Source organism: Streptomyces sp. BYX5S (assembly GCF_054724165.1).
The window spans coordinates 5875685-5895828 of record NZ_CM138829.1 but is presented as its reverse complement, the minus strand read 5'-3'; the positions used below and the strand labels follow the sequence as shown (position 1 = coordinate 5895828).

The following is a 20144-nucleotide window of genomic DNA, read 5'->3' as shown; positions in this document are numbered from 1 at the left end:
CGTACAACGTCACCGGCCTGGGCGGCGGCGACGCCGCGGGAGACCACCACATGGGGATCGACTGGCTCCTCGACGAACTCGCCGCCCGCGTCCCCGAGGTCCGCCACGTCGTGATGCTCTCCGGCGACGGCCTCTGCGTCGGCGCCTCCACCGGCCTCGGCCGCGACGAGTCCGAGCGGTTCTGCGCCATCGCCTCCGGCTTCCACTCCCTCGCCAAGGGCGCCGGCCGCCACTTCGCGGCGGGCGGCGTCGTCCAGACGATGGTCGAACTCGAAGGCGGCTTCCTGTTCGTGGTCGCCGCGGGCGAGGGCTCCTGCCTCGCCGTGTTCACCGACGGCCACGCCGACATCGGCCTCGTCGCGTACGAGATGGCGCTGCTCGTGGACCGTGTCCGCGAACACCTCGGCGTACCCGCCCGTGCGGACGGCGATGCCCCGTGAAGGACAAGGACGACGCCTGGTCCGACCGTTACGACGAGGACGCCGGGCCGCTGGTACGGCTCTACGCCATGACCGCCGGCCGCGCCCGCACCGGCAACGGGGCGGAACGCATGGACCTCATGGCCATCGTCCGCCCCACCCGCACCAGGCCGGCGGGCCCGCTCCCGCCCGAGCAGCGCGAACTGCTCGCCCTGTGCCTGCGCGGCCCGCGCCCCGTCGCGGACCTGGCCTCCGACTCCGGCCTGCCCCTGGGCGTCGTACGCGTCCTGCTCGGGGACCTCGCGGCGAGGTCGCTCGTCACGGTCACGCCGCCCGAGTCGGCGCGGGCCACCGACCCCGGCACGGGCACGCCCACCGCCTACGCCCGCCCCGACGCCCACCTCCTCCGAGAAGTGATCAATGGCCTTCGCGCACTCTGACCCCACCAGCCGCGCCGACCCCCGCGCCGACTTCACGGCGCTGAAGGTGCTCATCGCGGGCGGCTTCGGCGTCGGCAAGACCACGCTCGTGGAGTCGGTCAGCGAGATCCGCCCGCTGCGCACCGAGGAGGACCTGACGGTCGCCTCCCGCGGCGTGGACCACCTCGACGGCGTCACCACCAAGTCGACGACGACCGTGGCCATGGACTTCGGCCGCATCACGCTGCGCGAGAACCTCGCCCTGTACCTGTTCGGCACGCCGGGCCAGGACCGGTTCTGGTTCCTGTGGGACGAGCTGGCCACCGGCTGCCTGGGCGCCGTCGTCCTCGCCGACACCCGCCGCCTCGCCGACTCCTTCCCCGCGGTCGACTACTTCGAGAGCCGCGGCATCCCGTTCATCGTCGCCGTGAACTGCTTCGACGGCGTACGGTCCCACAGCCCCGAAGCGGTGGCGCGGGCGCTCGACCTCGGTCCCGGGACCACGGTGCTGCTGTGCGACGCCCGCGACCGGGAGTCCGGCAAGGAGACGCTGATCCGGCTCCTCGAACAACTGCTGCAACAGGAGATATAGCCTGGTCGGGTGCCCAGCCTCAGAGAGATCACCGCGACCCGTTACGTGAACCCGCTGCGCACCGGCGGCTCCGTCCCCGGTGTCGTCGAGGCCGACGACCTGGGCACGTACGTGCTCAAGTTCACCGGGTCCGCGCAGGGCGTGAAGGCGCTCGTCGCGGAGATCGTCGTCGGCGAGCTGGCGCGCGCCTTCGGGCTGCGCTTCCCGGAGCTGGTGCTCGCGCACTTCGACCCGGCGCTCGGCGCGGACGAGCCGCACCAGGAGGTCAAGGAACTGCTCGACGCGAGCGCGGGCCTCAACCTCGGCATGGACTTCCTGCCGGGCGCCGTCGACTTCACACCGGAGGTCGCGGAGACGTTCTCCGTGGACCCGGTGGAGGCGGGCCGCATCGTCTGGCTCGACGCGCTCACGGTCAACGTGGACCGCACGGTGCACAGTTCGAACCTGATGGTGTGGCCCACGCTCGGTGTCGCGCCGCCGCGGCTGTGGCTCATCGACCACGGCGCCGCGCTCGTCTTCCACCACCGCTGGGACGGCGCGGACCCGGCGAAGCCGTACGACTTCCGGCACCACGCGCTCGGCGGGTACGGGCCGGACACGCGGGCGGCCGACGCGGAACTCGCGCCGCGGGTGACGGAGGAACTGCTGCGCCACATCCTCTCCCTCGTCCCCGACGCGTGGCTCACGCAGGACTTCGCGACACCGGACGAGGCCCGCGACGCCTACGTCACCCACCTCCTCGCCCGCGCCGACTCCTCCGCCTCCTGGCTCCCGACGGACTTCCCGTCCCGCGCGGAGCTGGCGGAAGCGGACGCGCGGCGCGCGGCGGCGACCGAGAAGGGGCGCCCCGCATGGCTGAAGCGGGTGCCCGACCTGCACGGGAAGCCGCCGGCGGAGCAGGACTGGTCGCGGCACGTCGGGTGATTCCGGCCATTCCGCTCACGCCGCGGGGCTCCGCCCCGGACCCCGCTCCTCAATCGCCGGAGGGGCTTGAGTGGGTGAGGGTGAACCAGAACGTGGGGAACGGGTTCGTGCCCGGTGTCGTGTCCGTCAGGTGCCACGCCGGGAACCTGGCGCGGAGTTCGTCCTCCGTGACGCCCGAGATCTCGTCGTCCAGGACCCCGGGTCCGTAGCCGAACATCAGGAACCGGGCCCCGGGCGCCGCCCGCGCCGTGAGGGCGTCCGCGTAGGCGTCGCGGCGGTGGCGGGGGATGCCGCAGTAGCAGCTCAGGTCGAAGAACAGGTCGTACGGGCCGGGCGCGCCCACCTCGTCCAGGCGCGTCGCGTCCCCGCACAGCACCGTCACGTCCACGCTCGCCGCCGCGGCCTTCTCCCGGGCCTGCCGGACCGCGCGGTCGACGAGGTCCACGGCCGTCACCCGCCAGCCGTGCCGGGCCAGGTACACGGAGTTGGTCCCGGTGCCGCAGCCGAGTTCGAGGGCGCGGCCGGGCGCGGGCGCGGCGGGGCCCTCCACCAGCTCCACCAGCTCGGGCGGAGTGACGCCGGTGTCCCACGGCGGCTTGCCATCCCGGTAGTAGTCCTCCAGCGCGCGGCGCACCATCGCCTCTTGGTCGAGCTGCGCGGCCGTCCAGGTCTGCTGCATCGTTGCCCCCAAGAACTTAGAGTCGAACTCTAGTGTCTGACTCTAGAGATAGACTCCCGGCATGGCTGCCGTCAAGGGATCCGACAGACGCCCCGACAAGCGGGCCGAGCGCTCACGGCGCACCCGCGAGAAGGTCGTCGCGGCGGCGCGGGAGCTGTTCGTCGCGCAGGGGTACGGGGCGACGAGCCTTCAGCAGGTCGCGGACCGCGCGGGCGTGGCCGTGCAGACGGTGTACTTCGTGTTCGGCAACAAGCGCGTGCTGTTCAAGGACGTCGTCGACACGGCCATCGCGGGCGACGCCGAACCGGTCGCCACGATGGAGCGGGACTGGTTCCGCGACGCGTGTGCCGAGCCCACCGCGGCGGGGCAGCTCCGCGCCCATGTACGCGGGGTGCGCGAGATCCTCGGCCGGGTCGCCCCGATCATCCCGCTGATCGCCGCGGCCTCGGCCACCGACCCGGAGATCGCCGCGCAGTGGCCCGCTGACGCGGACCCCCGCTACACGGTGCAGCGGGCCGCGGCCGAGGCCCTCATCGCCAAACCCGACGCCCGCGCGGACATCGACGTCACCCGCGCCGCCGACCTGCTCCACGGCCTGCTCAGCCCGGAGCTCTACCTGGTCTTCGTCCGCGACCGCGGCTGGTCACCGGAGACCTGGGAGAACTGGGCCCTCGGCTCCCTGACCACCGAACTCTGCGCCGACGGCGGGTGAGACACGACAAGGGGCCCGGCGCCTTCCCGGCGCCGGGCCCCTCCTGTCGCGGGTACGTCAGCCGAGCTGCTCGTACGCCGGCAGCGTGAGGAAGTCCGCGTAGTCCGCGTCCAGGGAGACCTGGAGGAGGAGGTCGTGGGCCTGCTGCCACTTGCCGGCCGTGAAGGCCTCCTCGCCGATCTCGGCCTTGATGTTCGCGAGCTCCTCCGCCGCGACCTTGCGGGCCAGGTCGGCCGTCACGGTCTCGCCGTTGTCGAGGACGACGCCCGCGTTGATCCACTGCCAGATCTGGGAGCGGGAGATCTCCGCCGTGGCCGCGTCCTCCATGAGGTTGAAGATCGCGACGGCGCCGAGGCCGCGCAGCCAGGCCTCGATGTAGCGGATGCCGACCTGGACGGCGTTGACGAGGCCGTCGTAGGTGGGCTTGGCGTCGAGGGAGTCGATGGCGATGAGGTCGCCGGCGGCCACCGAGACGTCCTCGCGCAGGCGGTCCTTCTGGTTCGGCTTGTCGCCGAGGACCTTGTCGAAGGACTCCATGGCGATCGGGACCAGGTCCGGGTGCGCGACCCACGAGCCGTCGAAGCCGTCGCCGGCCTCGCGGTCCTTGTCGTCGCGGACCTTCGCGAAGGCCACCTTGTTGACCTCGGCGTCCTTGCGGGACGGGATGAAGGCCGCCATGCCGCCGATGGCGTGCGCGCCGCGCTTGTGGCACGTACGGACGAGGAGTTCCGTGTACGCGCGCATGAACGGGGCCGTCATCGTCACCAGGTTGCGGTCCGGCAGGACGAACTTGGAGCCGCCGTCACGGAAGTTCTTGACGATGGAGAACAGGTAGTCCCAGCGGCCGGCGTTCAGGCCGGAGGCGTGGTCGCGCAGCTCGTAGAGGATCTCCTCCATCTCGTACGCGGCCGTGATCGTCTCGATCAGGACCGTGGCGCGCACGGTGCCCTGCGGGATGCCGACGTAGTCCTGCGCGAAGACGAAGATCTCGTTCCAGAGGCGGGCCTCCAGGTGCGACTCCGTCTTCGGGAGGTAGAAGTACGGGCCCTTGCCGAGCTCGATGAGCTTCTTCGCGTTGTGGAAGAAGTAGAGGCCGAAGTCGACGAGCGCGCCGGGGACGGCCTTGCCGGACTCGTCCACGAGGTGGCGCTCGTTGAGGTGCCAGCCGCGCGGGCGCATGACGACCGTGGCGAGCTCGCCCGCGTCCTTCAGCGCGTACGACTTGCCGGTGCGCTCGTCCGTGAAGTCGATCGTGCCGTTGTACGCGGAGGTGAGGTTGAGCTGGCCGCCGATGACGTTCGCCCACGTGGGGGCGGAGGCGTCCTCGAAGTCGGCCAGCCAGATCTTCGCGCCGGAGTTCAGCGCGTTGATCGTCATCTTGCGGTCGGTCGGGCCGGTGATCTCGACGCGGCGGTCGTTCAGTGCGGCCGGGGCCTCGGCGACCTTCCAGGTGTCGTCCGCGCGGATCGCGGCGGTCTCCGGGAGGAAGTCGAGCGTGGAGGTGCGGGCGATCTCGGCGCGGCGCTCGGTGCGGCGGGCGAGCAGCTCGTCACGCCGGGGCGTGAACAGTCGGTGCAGCTCGGCCACGAAGGCGAGGGCCGCTTCGGTGAGCACCTCGTCCTGCCGGGGCAGGGGCTCGGCGTCGACGATGGCCAGCGGGGACGGCGCTGGTGCGGACATGTGGCTGTCACTTCCTTCAGCGAGCGAGCGGCCCGCGCGGCACGGCGTGCCGGGGCCGTCTGGGTATGGCTGCTGGCCCCGCTTTGGGGGACCGGCCCTTCTCATCAGTGGATATTAGTTTCCTCATTGTGGAAGTTCAATGGTTTGTTGACGTCGAGATTCTCAGAGTCGACAGATCGTGGCTCCGCGTGCCACCCCTCTCACTCCAGGTGTCCACCCGACGCGCCCGTTACTCAAGACGCGCGAGATCCGCCTCCGTGTCGATGTCGTACGCCTCGGCGACGTCACCGCACTCGACGAGGTCGATCGCCCCCGCGTGCTCCTTGAGGTACGCGCGTGCGCCGCGGTCCCCGCTCGCGCTCGCCGCGATCCCCGCCCAGTGGTCCCGGCCGAACAGCACCGGGTGCCCGCGCTCCCCGTCGTACGCGGCCGCCGCCAGCGCGGCGGGGGAGTCGCACGCCGCCAGCACCCGGGCCACCGCCGCCCCGCCGATCCCCGGCTGGTCCACCAGGAGGACGAGCGCGGCCGACGCCTCCGTGGCCGCCAGCGAGTCGAGGCCCGCCCGCAGCGACGCTCCCATGCCCGCCTCCCAGTCCGGGTTCACGATCACCTGGCAGCCGTCCAGTACGGCCCGCGCGCGGACGTCGTCCGCCGCCGCACCGAGTACCACGTGCACCGGATCGCATCCCCCGGAACGCAACGTGGCCACCGCGTGCTCCACGAGCGGCCGCCCGCGGTGCGGCAGCAGCGCCTTCGGGCGGCCCCCGAGCCGTCGGCCGCCGCCCGCCGCGAGCAGCAGCCCCGCCACCGTGCCTGTTCGCCTGTTCGTCATGCCCCTTGCATATCGCACGCGCGACGCGATCGAACTCGTTTGAATTTTCACAGTTGTCTTCCACAACGGACTGGCGAAACGCGTGTGCGTGGCGTTAACTGGGCCGCCACAAAACCGAGTTGGGCGCCCGACCATCGCTCTGGTCGGGTCGTACGAGCAGGAACTGAGCAGGAACTGAGCAGGACAACACACGCACAAAGACGTGCGAGGGGGAGAGCTGTGTTGCGGAGCGTGGAGCAGAGGCTTGTGACCGGCAGCGACGAGGACCCGCGCGTGACGGAGTTGCGCGCCGCCGTGTCCCGGTTGCGCCGGGAACTCGCCGCGCACCCGGCCGAGTTCCCGGACCGGGGCATCGCCGAGGACGAACTCGCGGCGCTCGACGCGATGGCCGGCGGCGGCAGGCCCGAAGTGCCGAGGCTGCGCCGTTCGCTGTTGCTCGTCGCGGGAGCCGTCGGTTCGGTGAGCGCGCTGGCCGGGGCGCTGTCCCAGGTCAGGGGCGCCGTGGAGCTGTTCGGGGGGCCGCCCTCGCAGAACTGACATCGTTGGCACGCGCCCGCCCCCCCCGGGCGCGCTCTCAGGCCACCCAGTGCGGGCGCCCCGGCTCCTCGCCCGCCCCGCCGAGCCCGCCGTCGAGCGCCGCGGCGATCCGCCGCACCGCCTCCTCGGCGACCTCCACCGGCTGCACGTACGGCACACGCAGCCGGTGCTCGAACGTCCCGGGGTCCGCGCCGAACCGCGAGCCGCCCTCGATCCGCACCCCGTGCCGCAGCGCCGCCCGGCCGAGGGCGGAGGCGATCGGGCGGCCCAGGTCCACCCAGAGGGAGAGCCCGCCGGGCGGCGTCTGCCACCGCCAGTCCGGGAACGCCCGGCCGAGCGTCCCGGCGAGCCGGTCGCGCCGCTCGCGCAGCACCGGGATGCGCCGCCGCAGGATGCTGTCCTCGTGGTCGAGCAACCGGCCCGCCACCAACTGGTCGAGGACCGAGCCCGACATGTCCGCGGCGACCCGCAGCGCCGTCAGCTCGGTGATCAGCCGGGTGTTCGCGCGCACCCAGCCGACCCGCAGCCCGCTCCAGTGCCCCTTGCTCAACGAGCCGACGGTCACGACCTGTTCACCGCCGCCGGACGGCGCGAGCGAGGCGAACGGCGGCTCGCTCACCCCGTCGAGCGCGATGTCCGCGATCGTCTCGTCGACGACCAGCCAGGTGCCGGTGGCCCGCGCGGCGGCGATCACCCGCTGCCGCTGCTCGCGCGGCATCAGCCGGCCCGTCGGGTTCTGGAAGTCCGGGATGAGGTAGGCGAGCCGGGGCGCCGACTGCCGCAGCGTCGCGCCGATCAGCTCCACGTCCCAGCCGTCCTCGGTGACCGGCACGGGCGCCGTGCGCAGGCCCAGCTGCCGGATGACGGTGAGGGCGTTGGCGTACGACGGGTTCTCCACCAGTATCCGGTCGCCCGGCCTGCCGAGCAGCGTGAGGGTGAGCGCCACGGCCTGCTGGGCGCCCGTCGTGACCAGGATCTGCTCCGGCAGCGTCGGCAGCCCGCGCCGCGTGTACCGCTCGGCGATCCGCGCCCGCAGCTCCGCCAGACCGTACGGGTGGTAGCCGTTGGTCAGCGCGTGCCGCGCCACGTCCGGGGCCGCGGCGGCGTACGCGGCCGACAGCTCGTCCTCCAGGAACCCCGGCGCGGCGACCGCCAGATCGATCACGTCCTCGTCCGCGGCGGGCGTCGCCACGGAGGTCGGCCGGGCGCCCTCCGGCAGCTCCGTCCACGTCCCGGCGCCGCGCCTGCTGCGCGCGTACCCGCTCTCGCGCAGCAGGTCGTACGCGGCCGTGACGGTGGCCCGGCTGACGCCGAGGGCGAGCGCGAACTCACGCTCCGCGGGCAGCCGCGTGTGCAGCGGGATCCGCCCGTCGAGCAGCAGCGTCCGCACGCCCTGCGCGAGCGCCCGGTACCCGGGCCGCTGCCCGGCCACCCCCGTCACGAGCCCGCCGAGCCTCCGGCCGCCGAGGCCACGCCCACCGTCTTCCATGCCACATCTCCGTGATTGGCCCTGCTGTCCAGGCCAATCAGCGTACAGAGTGGGGCCGAACGGCGAGAAGTGGCCGAGGCCCCGGCGGGCCCGGCCGAACAGGGAGGCGTGTCATGGACGACGAGCGGAGCGGCGGGCGTGTGGTGGTCGGGGTCAGCGGCTCCCCGGCGAGCCTCGCCGCGGTGCGCTCCGCGGTGGCCGAGGCCCGGCGCTCGGGCCGTCCGCTGGTGGCGGTGACCGCGTGGGAGCCGCCCGAGGGCGAGGCCACTTACCGGCGGTGGCCGGACGCCGACTGGGCCCGGCACTGGCACGGGCGGGCCCGCGCGCGGCTGGCCGGGGCGTTCGAGGAGGCGCTGGGCGGGGTGCCCGCCGACCTCGACGTGACGCCGCGCGTCGTGCGCTCCCGGCCGGGGCCCGCCCTGCTCGAATTCGCGTCGCGCCCCGACGACCTCCTGGTCCTCGGCGTCCGGCCGCGCAGCCTGGTGCGCGCCGCCCACCGCCACGTGCGGCGGCACACGGTGTGCCCGGTGCTCACGGTGCCGGTGCGGCCGCTCCAGCGGGCGGAGCTGCGGGCGCTGCGGCGGGTGCGGGCGACGGACTTCGGGGTGACGCGGTGATCAGCGCGGCCGCAGCAGGCCGTCCCGGGTGGCCCGCGCCACGGCCGAGGTACGGGAGTCGACGCCCAACTTGGCGTAGATGTGCACCAGATGGGACTTCACGGTGGCCTGGCTCAGGAACAGCTCGCGCGCGATCTCCGCGTTGGACAGACCGTCCCTGACGTGCCGCAGCACCTCCAGCTCCCGTCGGCTGAGCGCCTCCGCGGGCGCCCGCATCCGGTCCATCAGCCGGTCGGCGACGGCGGGCGCGAGCGCGGAGCGCCCGGACGCGGCGGTCCGCACGGCCGCCGCGAGCTCCTCCGGCGGGGCGTCCTTCAGCAGGTATCCCGAGGCCCCCGCCTCGACCGCCGCGAGGATGTCCGCCTCGGTGTCGTACGTGGTCAGGACCAGGACCCGTGGCCCGTCGGGCAGGCCGGCGATCCGCGCGGTGGCCTCCGCCCCGTGCAGCTGACCCGCGCCGAACTGCAGATCCATGAGGACGACGTCCGCGCCCCCGGCCAGCTCCACCGCCCGCTCGGCGGTGGCGGCCTCCGCCACGATCTCGAAGTCCGCCTCCGCGTCGAGCACGGCCCGCAACCCGGCCCGTACGACGGGGTGGTCGTCGGCGAGCAGCAGCCGGATCACGTGGCACCTCCGGTGGTGTTCGGGGCCGGTGCGGCGGGGCACACCGCGCCGCCGCGCGCCGTGCTGCCGTGCCCGGTCCACGGCCGGTCCCGCCGGATCACGCGGCATCCCCGCCCGTCCCCACCGGCAGCGGCAGCGTCACCGCGACCGCTGTGCCGCGGCCCGGCGCCGACTCCACGGTGAACGTGCCGCCGAGTTCGCTCACCCGTGAGCGCATCGCGGTCAGGCCGAAGCCGGTCCCGTCGCCGTCCGGCGCGCGCTCGGGGTCGAAGCCCGCGCCGTCGTCCACCACGTCCAGGGCCACCGACGTCTCCATGAAGCTGAGGGTGATCTCGGCGCGGCGCGCGTCCGCGTGCCGCACCGTGTTGGCGAGCGCCGACTGGGCGACGCGCAACAGCGCCACCTCGTACGGCGTGGGCAGTTCCAGGGGTCTGCCGCTCGCCGAGAAGTGGGCGGTGAGGCCGGGCGCGGCCGTGGCGCACAGCCGCTCCAGGGCGCCGGCCAGCGATCCGCCGTCGAGGGCGGGCGGGGCGAGCGCGCGCACGAACCGGCGGGCCTCGGCGAGGTTGTCCCGCGCCGTGCCCCGCGCCCGCTCGACGTGCGCGGCGGCGGGGGAACCGGCGGGCAGCTCGCGCCCGGCCGCGACCAGCAGCAGCTGGATCGAGGACAGGCCCTGCGCCAGCGTGTCGTGGATCTCGCGGGCGAGCCGCTCCCGCTCCGCGAGCGTCCCGGCCGTGCGCTCCGCCTCGGCGAGCTCGGCGCGGGTGACGACCAGCTCGTCGATCAGCCGCTGCCTGCGCTCGCTCTCCCGGTACAGCGCCTGGTACCCGAGCACGGTCGCCACGGCGACGGCCGCACCGAGCAGCGGCCCGATGAACGCCCCCGGGTTCACCGCCCCGTCATGACCGACGTACGAGCAGATCGCGGCGGCCGCCGCCAGCCCCACCGCGGGGACGCCCCAGCGTGCGGGCAGCAGGTGCAGCAGCAGGAAGTACAGCGGGAACGCCAGCCACAGCGCGTCCGGCGACAGCACGAGCAGCACCGCCCACACCGCGCCCAGCACCGCGAGCCACCACGCCGCCCCCGCTCGCGTGGCCCGTACGACGGGCAGCGCCGCGCCCACCCCGTAGACGAGTCCGGTCACCACGGCCACCGCCACCACCGGCGCGACCGGCTCGTCGGTGCGACCGGTGAGGGCCCGGACGACGACGAGCGCGAGCAGGCCCGCCGTCAGCAGGTGCAGACAGCGGCGCAGGGCGCGCAGCGCGGGGGTGAGCGAACGTGGATCCATACCGCTCACCAGCGTACGGAGCGGGGGGCCGGAACCGGTCAACCGAAAGTTCGAAAGGCGCGTCCCCCCTTCGATTCGGGTGAAGCGTGCTGTGGCGCGATGCCCGGTAGGGCCCCGGCGCAGCAGGGTGGACGCCATGTTCGTCGCATGGAGAGATCTACGGTTCGCCAGAGGCAGGTTCGCCCTGATGGGAACCGTGATCGTACTGATCACGCTGCTCGTGGGACTGCTGTCGGGACTGACGGCGGGCCTTGCCCGGGACAACACGTCGGCGCTCACCGGGCTGCCCGCCGACCACCTCGCCTTCGCCCGGCCCGCCGACGGCCAGTCGGTGTCGTTCACGGCCTCCACGGTCCGCCCGCACCAGTGGCGGGAGCTCGCGGCGCGGGAGGGCGTCCGCAGCGCGGAGCCCATCGGCATCGGCACGGTGAACGCGCAGGCGGGCCGGCAGACGGCCGCCGTCTCGGCGTTCGGCGTGCGCGAGGCGTCCGGCCTCGCCCCCGACGCCACGGCACCCGGCACCGCGGTCCTGTCCGCCAAGGCCGCCGAGGAACTGGGCGCGGCCACCGGCGACGAGATCACGCTCGGCCGGGCGACGGTGACGGTCACGGCGGTCTCCGGCGACGCCTCGTACAGCCACACGCCCGTCGTGTGGACCAACCTCGACGACTGGCAGCGCATCGCGCCCACCGGCGGGGACGGCGAACGCGCGACGGTCGTCGCTCTGCGCACCACCGCGGCCGCGGACCTGGCGGCCGGGGACGAGGCGGCGGGCACGGAGACGACCACCATCGACGGCGCGCTCTCCGCCATAGGGTCCTACCAGGCCGAGAACGGCTCGCTGCAACTGATGCGCGGCTTCCTCTTCGTCATCTCGGCGCTGGTCGTCGGCGCGTTCTTCACGGTGTGGACGATCCAGCGCAGCGCGGACATCGCGGTCCTGAAGGCCCTCGGCTCCTCGACCCGCTACCTGCTGCGGGACGCGCTCGGCCAGGCCGTGCTGATGCTGGTGGCGGGCACGGCGGTCGGGACCGGCCTCGCCGCCCTCATCGGCGCCTTCGTCCCGGACACCGTCCCGTTCGTCCTCGAACCTTTGACCGCGCTCGGCCCGGCCGCCGTCATGACGGTCCTCGGCCTCGCGGGCGCCGCCCTCTCCGTCCGGCGGATCACCGCCGTCGACCCCCTCACCGCCCTCGGGAGCGCCCGATGACCCTGCTGCTCGACGACATCACCCTCACCTACGCCGACGGCGACGGCCGTCTCACGGCCCTCGACCGGGTCGGGCTGACGGTCCCGGCCGGCACCCTGACGGCGGTCGTCGGCCCCTCCGGCTCCGGCAAGTCCAGCCTGCTCGCGGTCGCGGCGACCCTGGTCACCCCCGACTCCGGTCGCGTGGTCGTCGACGGCACCGAGGCCACGGGCCTGAACCGCGCGGAGGCGACGGAGCTGCGCCGCCGCGCCATCGGCATCGTCTTCCAGCAGCCGAACCTGCTGCCGTCCCTGACGGCGCTGGAACAACTCCAGGTGATGGCCCACCTGGGCGGCCGCAGGCCCCGCGACGTACGCGAGCGCGCCCGCGAGTTGCTGGCCGCGGTGGGCCTGGCCGACCTCGCGCACCGCCGTCCGCACCAGCTGTCCGGCGGGCAGCGTCAACGCGTCGGCATCGCGCGGGCCCTGGTGAACGAGCCCCGGGTGCTGCTGGTGGACGAGCCGACCAGCGCCCTCGACCACGAACGGGGAGCGGCCGTCGTGGAGTTGCTGTCCCGGCTCACCCGCGACAGCGGCGCCGCGACCGTGGTCGTCACCCACGACCGGGGCCAGCTGGCCCCGGCCGGTGCGGTCGTGGAGCTGCGGGACGGGCGCATCACCGACCGGGGGACGGCACCGCTCAGTTCAGCGGGACGTCGTACGTCTTCTCCTTGATGTCGGTGCCGTCGGACGCCTTGGCGGCGAGGCGCTTGTAGCGCAGGACCAGCTTCTCGGTCTCCTTCGGCGGCGTGAAGATCATCCAGCCGGTGCTGGTCTTGCCGGTCCTGGCGTCCTCCAGCGGCGGGTAACCGGCCTTCTTCACCTCGTCGTCGAGGATCGTGGTGCTCGTCTGGTCGATGCCGTTGTCCATGCCGGTCAGCCGGAAGCTGCCCGAGCCGAAGCTGGAGTAGTACTTCGAGCTCGCGGTCACCTTCACCTGGACCAGGACGACCTTCTCGTCCTCCAGCGCCGAGAACTTGGCCTTGGCGGCGGCCGACGGCTCGTAGCCGTCGACGTACTTGAGGACGGTGGCCTTCTGGACCATGACGTCGTCCTCGATCGTCTTGTTGACGTCGACGGGCTCGGCGTCCGTCCCCGCGGCGTCCGCGGCGGGCTCCGCGGACTCGGACGGCGCGGCGGACGCGGTGGCGGTGTCCGCCGGTGCGGAGGGCGAGGCCTTGGCGTCGGCGTCGGAGTCGCCGCCACCGCAGCCGGTGAGCAGGACACTGCCGACGAGCAGCGCGGCGACGGCCGGAAGGCCGGCGGCGGCGCGCAGGCGCGAGGAACGCGGGGACCGTGCGGAACGTATGGCGGTCAAGGAACTAACTCCCCAGGGGCAGGTGCGGGGGGAGCGTGCGCATCGTTCATCGCTGCCCTCACCGCCCCCGCCGGATCTTGGCGTGCCGACGATAACCGCGATACGCGAGTGATCCGCGGGACGGGAGTGACCTGTTGTCAAACGGTTACGAAGCGTTGCCGGAGCTGGCGAGGGCCACCGACAACTCGCGTGCCACCTGCTGCAACACCGGAACGATCTTCTCGGTGGCCGCCTCCGTCACGCGGCCCGCGGGGCCCGAGATGGAGATCGCGGCGGCGGTGGGGGAGTCCGGTACGGACACCGCGAGGCAGCGCACCCCGATCTCCTGCTCGTTGTCGTCGACCGCGTACCCGGCCTGCCGTACCTCTTCGAGCGCGTCGAGGAAGCCCTCGGGCGTGGTGAGCGTCTTCTCGGTGGCGGCGGGCATCCCGGTCCGCCCGAGCAGCGCCCGCACCTCGTCGGCGGGCGTGTGCGCGAGCAGCGCCTTGCCCACACCGGTGGAGTGCGGCAGCACGCGTCGGCCCACCTCGGTGAACATCCGCATGGAGTGCTTGGACGGCACCTGGGCGACGTACACGACCTCGTCGCCGTCGAGCAGTGCCATGTTCGCGGTCTCGCCGGTCTCCTCGACGAGCCGGGCGAGATACGGCCGCGCCCAGGTGCCGAGCAGCCGGGAGGCGGACTCGCCGAGCCGGATCAGGCGCGGGCCGAGCGCGTAGCGCCGGTTGGGCTGCTGGCGGACGTACCCGCAGGCGACGAGCGTGCGCATCAGGCGGTGGATCGTCGGCAGCGGCAGTCCGCTGCTGGCGGAGAGCTCGCTGAGGCCGACCTCGCCGCCCGCGTCGGCCATCCGCTCAAGGAGGTCGAAGGCGCGCTCGAGGGACTGGACGCCGCCGGTGGGTGCGGACTTGGCGGCATCAGTGGTGCTGGCGTCGGACGTCGGCACGGCGCGTTCCTTTCAGGTGGCAGGCAGAGGGGCAGCCTACCGGCGGGTTCCCGCTCGGTGATCCCTTGACCGGGAAGTTCGTGGGTAGCTACGTTCTGCTTGCCGGAATCTTAATTTCACTTTGTGGAAACGTCCAGGGTTCGCCGCTCCATCATGCGGGTCTTGACGGTTCCCGAAGTCGGAGTGAAAACTCCTTCAACAGAACGTTGAAGCTTGAGGAGGCCCACGTGTCGGACCCCGACGTCCAGATCGAACTCGTGCTGCGCTCGACGCGCGTCATCACCCCCGAAGGTACGCGCCCGGCCTCGGTCGCCGTCGCCGAGGGCAGGATCGTCGCGGTGCTCGCGCACGACGCGGAGGTCCCCGCCGGGGCCCGCCTCGAGGACTTCGGCGACGACGCGCTGCTCCCCGGCATCGTCGACACGCACGTCCACGTGAACGACCCGGGGCGCACCGAGTGGGAGGGCTTCTGGACCGCCACCCGCGCCGCGGCGGCCGGCGGCATCACGACCCTCGTCGACATGCCCCTCAACTCCCTGCCGCCGACCACGACCGTCGACAACCTCCGTACCAAGAAGGACGTCGCCGCCTCCAAGGCGCACATCGACGTCGGCTTCTGGGGCGGCGCGCTGCCCGACAACGTCAAGGACCTGCGCCCGCTGCACGACGCCGGTGTCTTCGGCTTCAAGTGCTTCCTGTCGCCGTCCGGCGTTGACGAGTTCCCGCACCTGAACGCCGACCAGCTGACCGCCTCCATGGCCGAGATCGCCGGCTTCGGCGGCCTGCTCATCGTGCACGCCGAGGACCCGCACGAGCTGGACGTGGCGCCCCACAACAGCGGCCCGAAGTACGACGACTACCTCGCGACCCGCCCGCGCATCTCCGAGGACGTCGCGATCAAGGGGCTCATCGACACCGCCAAGCGGATCGGCGCCCGCATCCACATCCTGCACCTGTCCTCCTCCGACGCGCTGCCGCTGATCGCCGCCGCGAAGGCCGAGGGCGTCGAGGTGACCGTGGAGACCTGCCCGCACTACCTCACGCTCACCGCCGAGGAAGTCCCGGACGGGGCGAGCGAGTTCAAGTGCTGCCCGCCGATCCGCGAGGCCGCCAACCAGGACCTGCTGTGGCAGGCGCTGGCCGACGGCACGATCGACTGCATCGTCACCGACCACTCGCCGTCGACCGCCGACCTGAAGACCGACGACTTCGCCACCGCGTGGGGCGGCATCTCCGGCCTCCAGCTCAGCCTCTCCGCCATCTGGACCGCGGCCCGCGAGCGCGGCCACTCCCTGGAGGACGTGGTCCGCTGGATGTCCGAGCGCACCTCGAAGCTGGTCGGCCTCGACGACCGCAAGGGCGCCATCGCGGTCGGCCGCGACGCCGACTTCGCCGTCCTCGCCCCCGAGGCGACCTTCCAGGTCGACCCGGCCGAACTCCAGCACCGCAACCGCGTCACCGCCTACGCGGGCAAGACGCTGCACGGTGTCGTGAGGTCGACCTGGCTGCGCGGCGAACGCATCGTCGCCGACGGCGAGTTCACCGCCCCGCAGGGGCAGCTGCTCGAAAGGAACAAGTAACACCATGTCCGCGAACCCCGGGTCCTCCGGCATACCCCACTTCACCGGCGACGCCAGCCCCTTCGGCGGCGGCGACCCGTACGCCGACTACCGCACCGCGGACTTCCCGTTCACGCACCACGTCGACCTCGCCGCCCGCTCGCTCGGTGCCGGTGTGATCGCCGCGAACGACGAGTTCTTCGCGCAGCGCGAGAACCTGCTGCTGCCCGGCCGCGCCGAGTTCGACCCCGAGCACTTCGGTCACAAGGGCAAGATCATGGACGGCTGGGAGACCCGCCGTCGCCGCGGCGCCTCCGCCGACCACCCGTGGCCGACCGCCGACGACCACGACTGGGCGCTCGTCCGCCTCGGCGCGCCCGGCGTGATCCACGGCATCGTCGTCGACACCGCCCACTTCCGCGGCAACTACCCGCAGGCCGTCTCCGTCGAGGCCACGTCCGTCGCGGGCGCGCCCACGCCGGAGGAGCTGCTCGCCGACGACGTCAAGTGGACGACGCTCGTCCCCCGCACGGCGGTCGGCGGCCACGCCGCGAACGGCTTCGCCGTCGACGCCCCGCAGCGCTTCACGCACCTGCGCGTCAACCAGCACCCCGACGGCGGCATCGCCCGCCTGCGCGTGTACGGAGAGGTGCTGCCGGACCCGAAGTGGCTCGCCACGCTCGGCACGTTCGACGTCGTCGCGCTCGCCAACGGCGGCCGCGCCGAGGACGCCTCGAACCTCTTCTACTCGCCCGCCTCGAACACCATCCAGCCGGGCTACTCCCGCAAGATGGACGACGGCTGGGAGACCCGGCGCCGCCGCGACACCGGCAACGACTGGATCCGCTACCGGCTGGTCGGCCAGTCGCAGATCCGCGCGCTGGAGATCGACACGGCGTACCTGAAGGGCAACAGCGCCGGCTGGGCCACCGTCTCCGTCAAGGACGGCGAGGACGGCGAGTGGGTCGAGGTCCTGCCCCGCACCCGCCTCCAGCCCGACACGAACCACCGCTTCGTGCTCGACGCCCCGGCGGTCGGCACCCACGCCCGCATCGACATCTACCCCGACGGCGGCATCTCCCGGCTGCGCCTCTTCGGCTCCCTGACGGAGCAGGGCGAGGCCCAACTGGCGGCCCGACACGCGGAGTTGGGCGCCTAGAGCCTGTCCGCTAGCCTTCCCGACCTGCGGGGCACACCGGCCTGACAGCACCGGTGTGCCCCGCATCTCCATTTCGGCGCGGGTCCTTTTCGGCGCGGGCTCCGCCTCCCGCGCTACGCCGCGTGCCCGCCGTCCACCGCGAACTCGGCGCCCGTCACGTACGAGGCTCCCTCGCCCGCGAGGTAAGCGACCGTCGACGCCACCTCGTCCGCCGTGCCGTACCGGCCGAGCGCCGTCGCCGCGGCCTGCGCCCGCGCGTACGGTCCGTCGGCCGGGTTCATGTCGGTGTCGGTCGGGCCGGGGTGCACGAGGTTCGCCGTGATGCCGCGCCCGCCCAGCTCACGGGCGAGCGCCTTCGTCAGTCCGATCAAGGCCGCCTTGGTGGTGGCGTAGAGCGTGCCGCCCGGACCCGGCACGTGCTGCGCCATGCAGGAGCCGACGGTGACGATCCGGCCGCCCTCGGGGAGCCGGGCCGCCGCGGCCTGCGAGGTGAGGAACACGCCGCGCACGTTCACGGCGAGCGCCCGGTCCACGTCCGCGACCGAGAAGCCGTCCAGCGGCCCGATCGCCCCCACCCCCACGTTGTTGACCAGCACGTCGATCCGCCCGAGCCCCGCCACCGTCCGCCCGACCGCCTCCGCGGCCTCGCCCGCGTCCGCCGCGTCGGCCCGCACCGCGAGCCCGCGCCGCCCCAGCGCCTCGATCCGCCGCACCACGTCCTCGGCGGCCTCCTTGCCCTGGACGTAGGTCAGCGCCACGTCGAATCCGTCGCGGGCGAGCCGGACCGCCGTCGCCGCGCCGATGCCCCGGGAGCCACCGGTCACCAGAGCCACCTTGCCGTGCATGTCGCCTCCTGAAGGGAGCGGTCGCCGCGGCCGGAGCGGTACGCGTGTGAACTGACGGAAAACAAGAGTGAGTTGGTGTTGACATGCCCACCTCTACGCGCGTCACACTGTGGGCATGAAGATTCCCCCACGCTTCATCACCGCCGCAGCCGTCGCCGTCACCCTCCTCATGGGTGGCGTCGGCGGCTCCACCGCGATCGCCGCCCCGGCGCCGGCCGTCGCCTCCCACACCGCCGTGTCGGCCGCCGACGTCGGCGACATCTGCTACTCCGCGCTGCCCGCCGAGGCGCACGACACCCTGGACCTCATCGAGCAGGGCGGACCGTACCCGTACGACCAGGACGGCACGGTCTTCCAGAACCGGGAAGGCATCCTCCCCGGCCAGTCCACCGGCTACTACCACGAGTACACGGTGATCACGCCGGGCTCGGACGACCGCGGCGCCCGCCGCATCGTCACGGGTGAGGCCGAGCAGGAGGACTACTACACGGCCGACCACTACGCGTCCTTCGACCTGGTCGACCACGCCTGCTGACGCCTTGCCGGCTCAGCCCTTGCGCTGGGACTCGACGGCCGCGAACAGGGCGAACGCCAGCACGATCAGCGTGATGCTGCCGTAGACCTCGCGGCCGTCGAGAAGGCCGACCCGCTCGATCAGGCCCCAGCCCAGCCAACCGGTGCACGCGTGGAGGACGCCGACCCCGCCCTGGATCAGGGCGAAGACGCCGACGACCTCGACGACCTGCAACCACTGCTTCTTGTTCATGCCCGAGACTCTCGCCCCGCGGACCCCCCACCCACATCGGCCGCGGGGCGAGCCCTGTGCGACGCGGGTCGCGGCCGGTGGCCGGGCGGCGCGACCAAAGTCGCCGACCGTCCGACTTTGGTCGCGCGAGCGGCGCCGAGGGCGGTGCCGACCGGCCGAGGTGCGTAGATTTGTCGACCATGGAGGCAGCGCAGCAGACCCGGACCTCGCAGGCGGTGGACACGCCCGCCGAGCGGTGGCGGCGTCGGCTGCTGCCCTCGGCGGTCGCCGACGAACCCGACCTCGACCCCGACGGGCGGCCCGGCCGCAGGCGCCGCACCGCCCGTGACTGGATCGTCGACTTCAGCTGCTTCGGCATCTCCGTCTTCTTCGGCCTGATCTTCGCCGAGCAGGTCTGGGACGACCCGAACACCCCACCGGCCCTCGCCCTGATCGACCAGGTGCTCGGCGCCGCCGCCTGCGCCGCGATCTGGCTGCGCAGACGCTGGCCGCTCGGTCTGGCCCTGGTGATGCTCCCGGTCGGCTTCCTGTCCGACACCGCGGGCGGCGCGTCCATGATCGTGATGTTCACGCTCGCCGTGCACCGCCCGTTCCGCTACATCGGCTGGGTCGCGGGCGTCTCCATCGCGCTCATCCCGCTGTTCTTCTGGCTGCGGCCCGACCCCGAGGCCCCCTACCTGCTGTCCGTCTCGTTCACCGTGATGATCACGGTCACCGTCGTCGGCTGGGGCATGTTCGTACGCTCCCGGCGACAGCTCCTGATGTCGCTGCGGGACCGCGCGCGGCGCGCCGAGACCGAGGCCGCGCTCCGCGCCGAGCAGGCGCAGCGTCTGGCCCGCGAGAACATCGCCCGCGAGATGCACGACGTACTGGCGCACCGCCTCACGCTGCTGAGCGTGCACGCGGGCGCCCTGGAGTTCCGCCCCGACGCGCCCCGCGCCGAGATCGCCAGGGCGGCGGGCGTGATCCGGGAGAGCGCGCACGAGGCGTTGCAGGACCTGCGGGAGATCATCGGCGTGCTGCGGGCGGGCGACGCGGGGGGCACCGAGGAGGAGTCGGGGCGGCCGCAGCCCACCCTCGCCGCGCTCGAAACGCTGGTCGCCGAGTCCCGCGACGCCGGCATGAAGGTCGTCCTCGACAACCGGGTCCCCGACCCCGGGGCGGTGCCCGCCGCCACCGGCCGCACCGCCTACCGCATCGCCCAGGAGGGCCTGACCAACGCCCGCAAGCACGCCCCCGGCGCGGAGGTCGCCGTCACCGTCGAGGGCGCCGCGGGGGACGGCCTCACCGTCACCGTGCACAACCCGCCCCCGCCCGGCGAGGTGCCGCACGTCCCCGGCTCCGGGCAGGGCCTCATCGGCCTCACCGAACGCGCCACCCTCGCGGGCGGCCGGCTCGAACACGGGGCGGAGCCGGGCGGCGGTTTCGCGGTGCGCGCGTGGCTGCCGTGGCCGCAGTGACGGCCGGTGGCCGGGCGCCGCTCGTTAC

Annotated in this window: 23 protein-coding genes; 13 read left to right on the top strand and 10 right to left on the bottom strand. The window is 73.2% G+C overall.

Annotated features, from left to right (window positions below):
• The first annotated feature begins 50 nt into the window (after nucleotides 1–50).
• The 4 genes from ACYBSK_RS26745 to ACYBSK_RS26730 are packed head-to-tail and all read left to right on the top strand — an operon-like array spanning nucleotide 51 to nucleotide 2354.
• Nucleotides 51–440: a roadblock/LC7 domain-containing protein gene (locus tag ACYBSK_RS26745; protein ID WP_457481865.1), complete on the top strand. Its 390-nt coding sequence runs from the start codon at nucleotides 51–53 to the stop codon at nucleotides 438–440.
• Complete coding sequence (locus ACYBSK_RS26740) at nucleotides 437–859, top strand: DUF742 domain-containing protein (RefSeq protein ID WP_460243636.1); 423 nt, start codon at nucleotides 437–439, stop codon at nucleotides 857–859. The genes ACYBSK_RS26745 and ACYBSK_RS26740 overlap by 4 nt, the downstream gene beginning before the upstream one ends.
• Nucleotides 840–1430 carry a GTP-binding protein gene (locus tag ACYBSK_RS26735; RefSeq protein WP_460243635.1) on the top strand — a complete coding sequence of 197 codons (591 nt, stop codon included), beginning with the start codon at nucleotides 840–842 and terminating at the stop codon, nucleotides 1428–1430. The genes ACYBSK_RS26740 and ACYBSK_RS26735 overlap by 20 nt, the downstream gene beginning before the upstream one ends.
• A 9-nt stretch (nucleotides 1431–1439) precedes the next feature.
• Nucleotides 1440–2354, top strand: coding sequence for a HipA family kinase (locus tag ACYBSK_RS26730; protein ID WP_460243634.1), 915 nt, complete (start codon nucleotides 1440–1442; stop codon nucleotides 2352–2354).
• A 49-nt stretch (nucleotides 2355–2403) separates the two neighbouring features.
• Here the strand turns inward: ACYBSK_RS26730 and ACYBSK_RS26725 are convergent, their stop codons facing one another.
• A complete protein-coding gene (locus tag ACYBSK_RS26725; protein WP_460243633.1) occupies nucleotides 2404–3033 on the bottom strand; it encodes a class I SAM-dependent methyltransferase in 630 nt (209 codons plus the stop codon).
• A gap of 61 nt (nucleotides 3034–3094) precedes the next feature.
• On the opposite strand from ACYBSK_RS26725, the gene ACYBSK_RS26720 reads away from it, so the two are divergent.
• Nucleotides 3095–3745: a TetR/AcrR family transcriptional regulator gene (locus ACYBSK_RS26720; protein ID WP_460243632.1), complete on the top strand. Its 651-nt coding sequence runs from the start codon at nucleotides 3095–3097 to the stop codon at nucleotides 3743–3745.
• Nucleotides 3746–3802: 57 nt separating this feature from the next.
• Here the strand turns inward: ACYBSK_RS26720 and aceB are convergent, their stop codons facing one another.
• Entirely contained in the window at nucleotides 3803–5425 is a 1623-nt protein-coding gene (gene aceB, locus ACYBSK_RS26715) for a malate synthase A (protein WP_460243631.1), read from the bottom strand.
• A 229-nt stretch (nucleotides 5426–5654) separates the two neighbouring features.
• On the bottom strand, nucleotides 5655–6257 hold the full coding sequence (locus ACYBSK_RS26710) for a nucleotidyltransferase family protein (RefSeq protein WP_460243630.1): 603 nt from the start codon (nucleotides 6255–6257) through the stop codon (nucleotides 5655–5657).
• A gap of 219 nt (nucleotides 6258–6476) precedes the next feature.
• On the opposite strand from ACYBSK_RS26710, the gene ACYBSK_RS26705 reads away from it, so the two are divergent.
• On the top strand, nucleotides 6477–6794 hold the full coding sequence (locus ACYBSK_RS26705; RefSeq protein WP_460243629.1) for a DUF5955 family protein: 318 nt from the start codon (nucleotides 6477–6479) through the stop codon (nucleotides 6792–6794).
• Between the two features lie 37 nt (nucleotides 6795–6831).
• Here the strand turns inward: ACYBSK_RS26705 and yczR are convergent, their stop codons facing one another.
• Nucleotides 6832–8283 (bottom strand): MocR-like transcription factor YczR, encoded by a 1452-nt coding sequence (yczR, locus tag ACYBSK_RS26700; RefSeq protein ID WP_460243628.1) that lies wholly within the window; start codon nucleotides 8281–8283, stop codon nucleotides 6832–6834.
• 113 nt (nucleotides 8284–8396) lie between these two features.
• On the opposite strand from yczR, the gene ACYBSK_RS26695 reads away from it, so the two are divergent.
• Nucleotides 8397–8900: a universal stress protein gene (locus ACYBSK_RS26695; protein WP_457479774.1), complete on the top strand. Its 504-nt coding sequence runs from the start codon at nucleotides 8397–8399 to the stop codon at nucleotides 8898–8900.
• Here ACYBSK_RS26695 and ACYBSK_RS26690 read toward each other — a convergent pair whose 3' ends face one another.
• Nucleotides 8901–9524: a response regulator gene (locus ACYBSK_RS26690; RefSeq protein WP_457479773.1), complete on the bottom strand. Its 624-nt coding sequence runs from the start codon at nucleotides 9522–9524 to the stop codon at nucleotides 8901–8903.
• A gap of 97 nt (nucleotides 9525–9621) precedes the next feature.
• The gene (locus tag ACYBSK_RS26685; RefSeq protein WP_460243627.1) at nucleotides 9622–10815 is read right to left on the bottom strand and encodes a sensor histidine kinase; all 1194 of its coding nucleotides are present in this window, start codon (nucleotides 10813–10815) and stop codon (nucleotides 9622–9624) included.
• 136 nt (nucleotides 10816–10951) lie between these two features.
• Here ACYBSK_RS26685 and ACYBSK_RS26680 point away from each other — a divergent pair, with 136 nt between their 5' ends.
• Together ACYBSK_RS26680 and ACYBSK_RS26675 are read left to right on the top strand one after the other, a co-directional pair.
• The gene (locus ACYBSK_RS26680; RefSeq protein ID WP_460243626.1) at nucleotides 10952–12025 is read left to right on the top strand and encodes an ABC transporter permease; all 1074 of its coding nucleotides are present in this window, start codon (nucleotides 10952–10954) and stop codon (nucleotides 12023–12025) included.
• On the top strand, nucleotides 12022–12738 hold the full coding sequence (locus ACYBSK_RS26675) for an ABC transporter ATP-binding protein (protein ID WP_460243625.1): 717 nt from the start codon (nucleotides 12022–12024) through the stop codon (nucleotides 12736–12738). Before ACYBSK_RS26680 ends, ACYBSK_RS26675 begins: the two co-directional genes overlap by 4 nt.
• On the opposite strand, the gene ACYBSK_RS26670 is transcribed toward ACYBSK_RS26675, so the two are convergent.
• Both ACYBSK_RS26670 and ACYBSK_RS26665 read right to left on the bottom strand, forming a co-directional pair.
• Nucleotides 12704–13381 carry a hypothetical protein gene (locus tag ACYBSK_RS26670; RefSeq protein ID WP_460243624.1) on the bottom strand — a complete coding sequence of 226 codons (678 nt, stop codon included), beginning with the start codon at nucleotides 13379–13381 and terminating at the stop codon, nucleotides 12704–12706. The two genes, ACYBSK_RS26675 and ACYBSK_RS26670, sit on opposite strands and share 35 nt — an antisense overlap.
• A gap of 145 nt (nucleotides 13382–13526) precedes the next feature.
• Nucleotides 13527–14327 (bottom strand): IclR family transcriptional regulator, encoded by an 801-nt coding sequence (locus ACYBSK_RS26665; RefSeq protein ID WP_457479768.1) that lies wholly within the window; start codon nucleotides 14325–14327, stop codon nucleotides 13527–13529.
• Between the two features lie 227 nt (nucleotides 14328–14554).
• Between ACYBSK_RS26665 and allB the strand changes: the two genes are divergently transcribed.
• The gene (allB, locus tag ACYBSK_RS26660) at nucleotides 14555–15907 is read left to right on the top strand and encodes an allantoinase AllB (protein ID WP_457479767.1); all 1353 of its coding nucleotides are present in this window, start codon (nucleotides 14555–14557) and stop codon (nucleotides 15905–15907) included.
• A 4-nt stretch (nucleotides 15908–15911) separates the two neighbouring features.
• Complete coding sequence (gene alc / locus ACYBSK_RS26655; RefSeq protein ID WP_460243623.1) at nucleotides 15912–17045, top strand: allantoicase; 1134 nt, start codon at nucleotides 15912–15914, stop codon at nucleotides 17043–17045.
• Nucleotides 17046–17158: 113 nt separating this feature from the next.
• Here alc and ACYBSK_RS26650 read toward each other — a convergent pair whose 3' ends face one another.
• A complete protein-coding gene (locus tag ACYBSK_RS26650; RefSeq protein ID WP_460243622.1) occupies nucleotides 17159–17890 on the bottom strand; it encodes an SDR family oxidoreductase in 732 nt (243 codons plus the stop codon).
• 115 nt (nucleotides 17891–18005) lie between these two features.
• Here ACYBSK_RS26650 and ACYBSK_RS26645 point away from each other — a divergent pair, with 115 nt between their 5' ends.
• The gene (locus tag ACYBSK_RS26645; RefSeq protein WP_460243621.1) at nucleotides 18006–18425 is read left to right on the top strand and encodes a guanyl-specific ribonuclease; all 420 of its coding nucleotides are present in this window, start codon (nucleotides 18006–18008) and stop codon (nucleotides 18423–18425) included.
• A 12-nt stretch (nucleotides 18426–18437) separates the two neighbouring features.
• Here ACYBSK_RS26645 and ACYBSK_RS26640 read toward each other — a convergent pair whose 3' ends face one another.
• A complete protein-coding gene (locus ACYBSK_RS26640; RefSeq protein WP_457479763.1) occupies nucleotides 18438–18656 on the bottom strand; it encodes a hypothetical protein in 219 nt (72 codons plus the stop codon).
• Between the two features lie 179 nt (nucleotides 18657–18835).
• On the opposite strand from ACYBSK_RS26640, the gene ACYBSK_RS26635 reads away from it, so the two are divergent.
• On the top strand, nucleotides 18836–20116 hold the full coding sequence (locus ACYBSK_RS26635; RefSeq protein ID WP_460243620.1) for a sensor histidine kinase: 1281 nt from the start codon (nucleotides 18836–18838) through the stop codon (nucleotides 20114–20116).
• The last annotated feature ends 28 nt before the right edge of the window (nucleotides 20117–20144 follow it).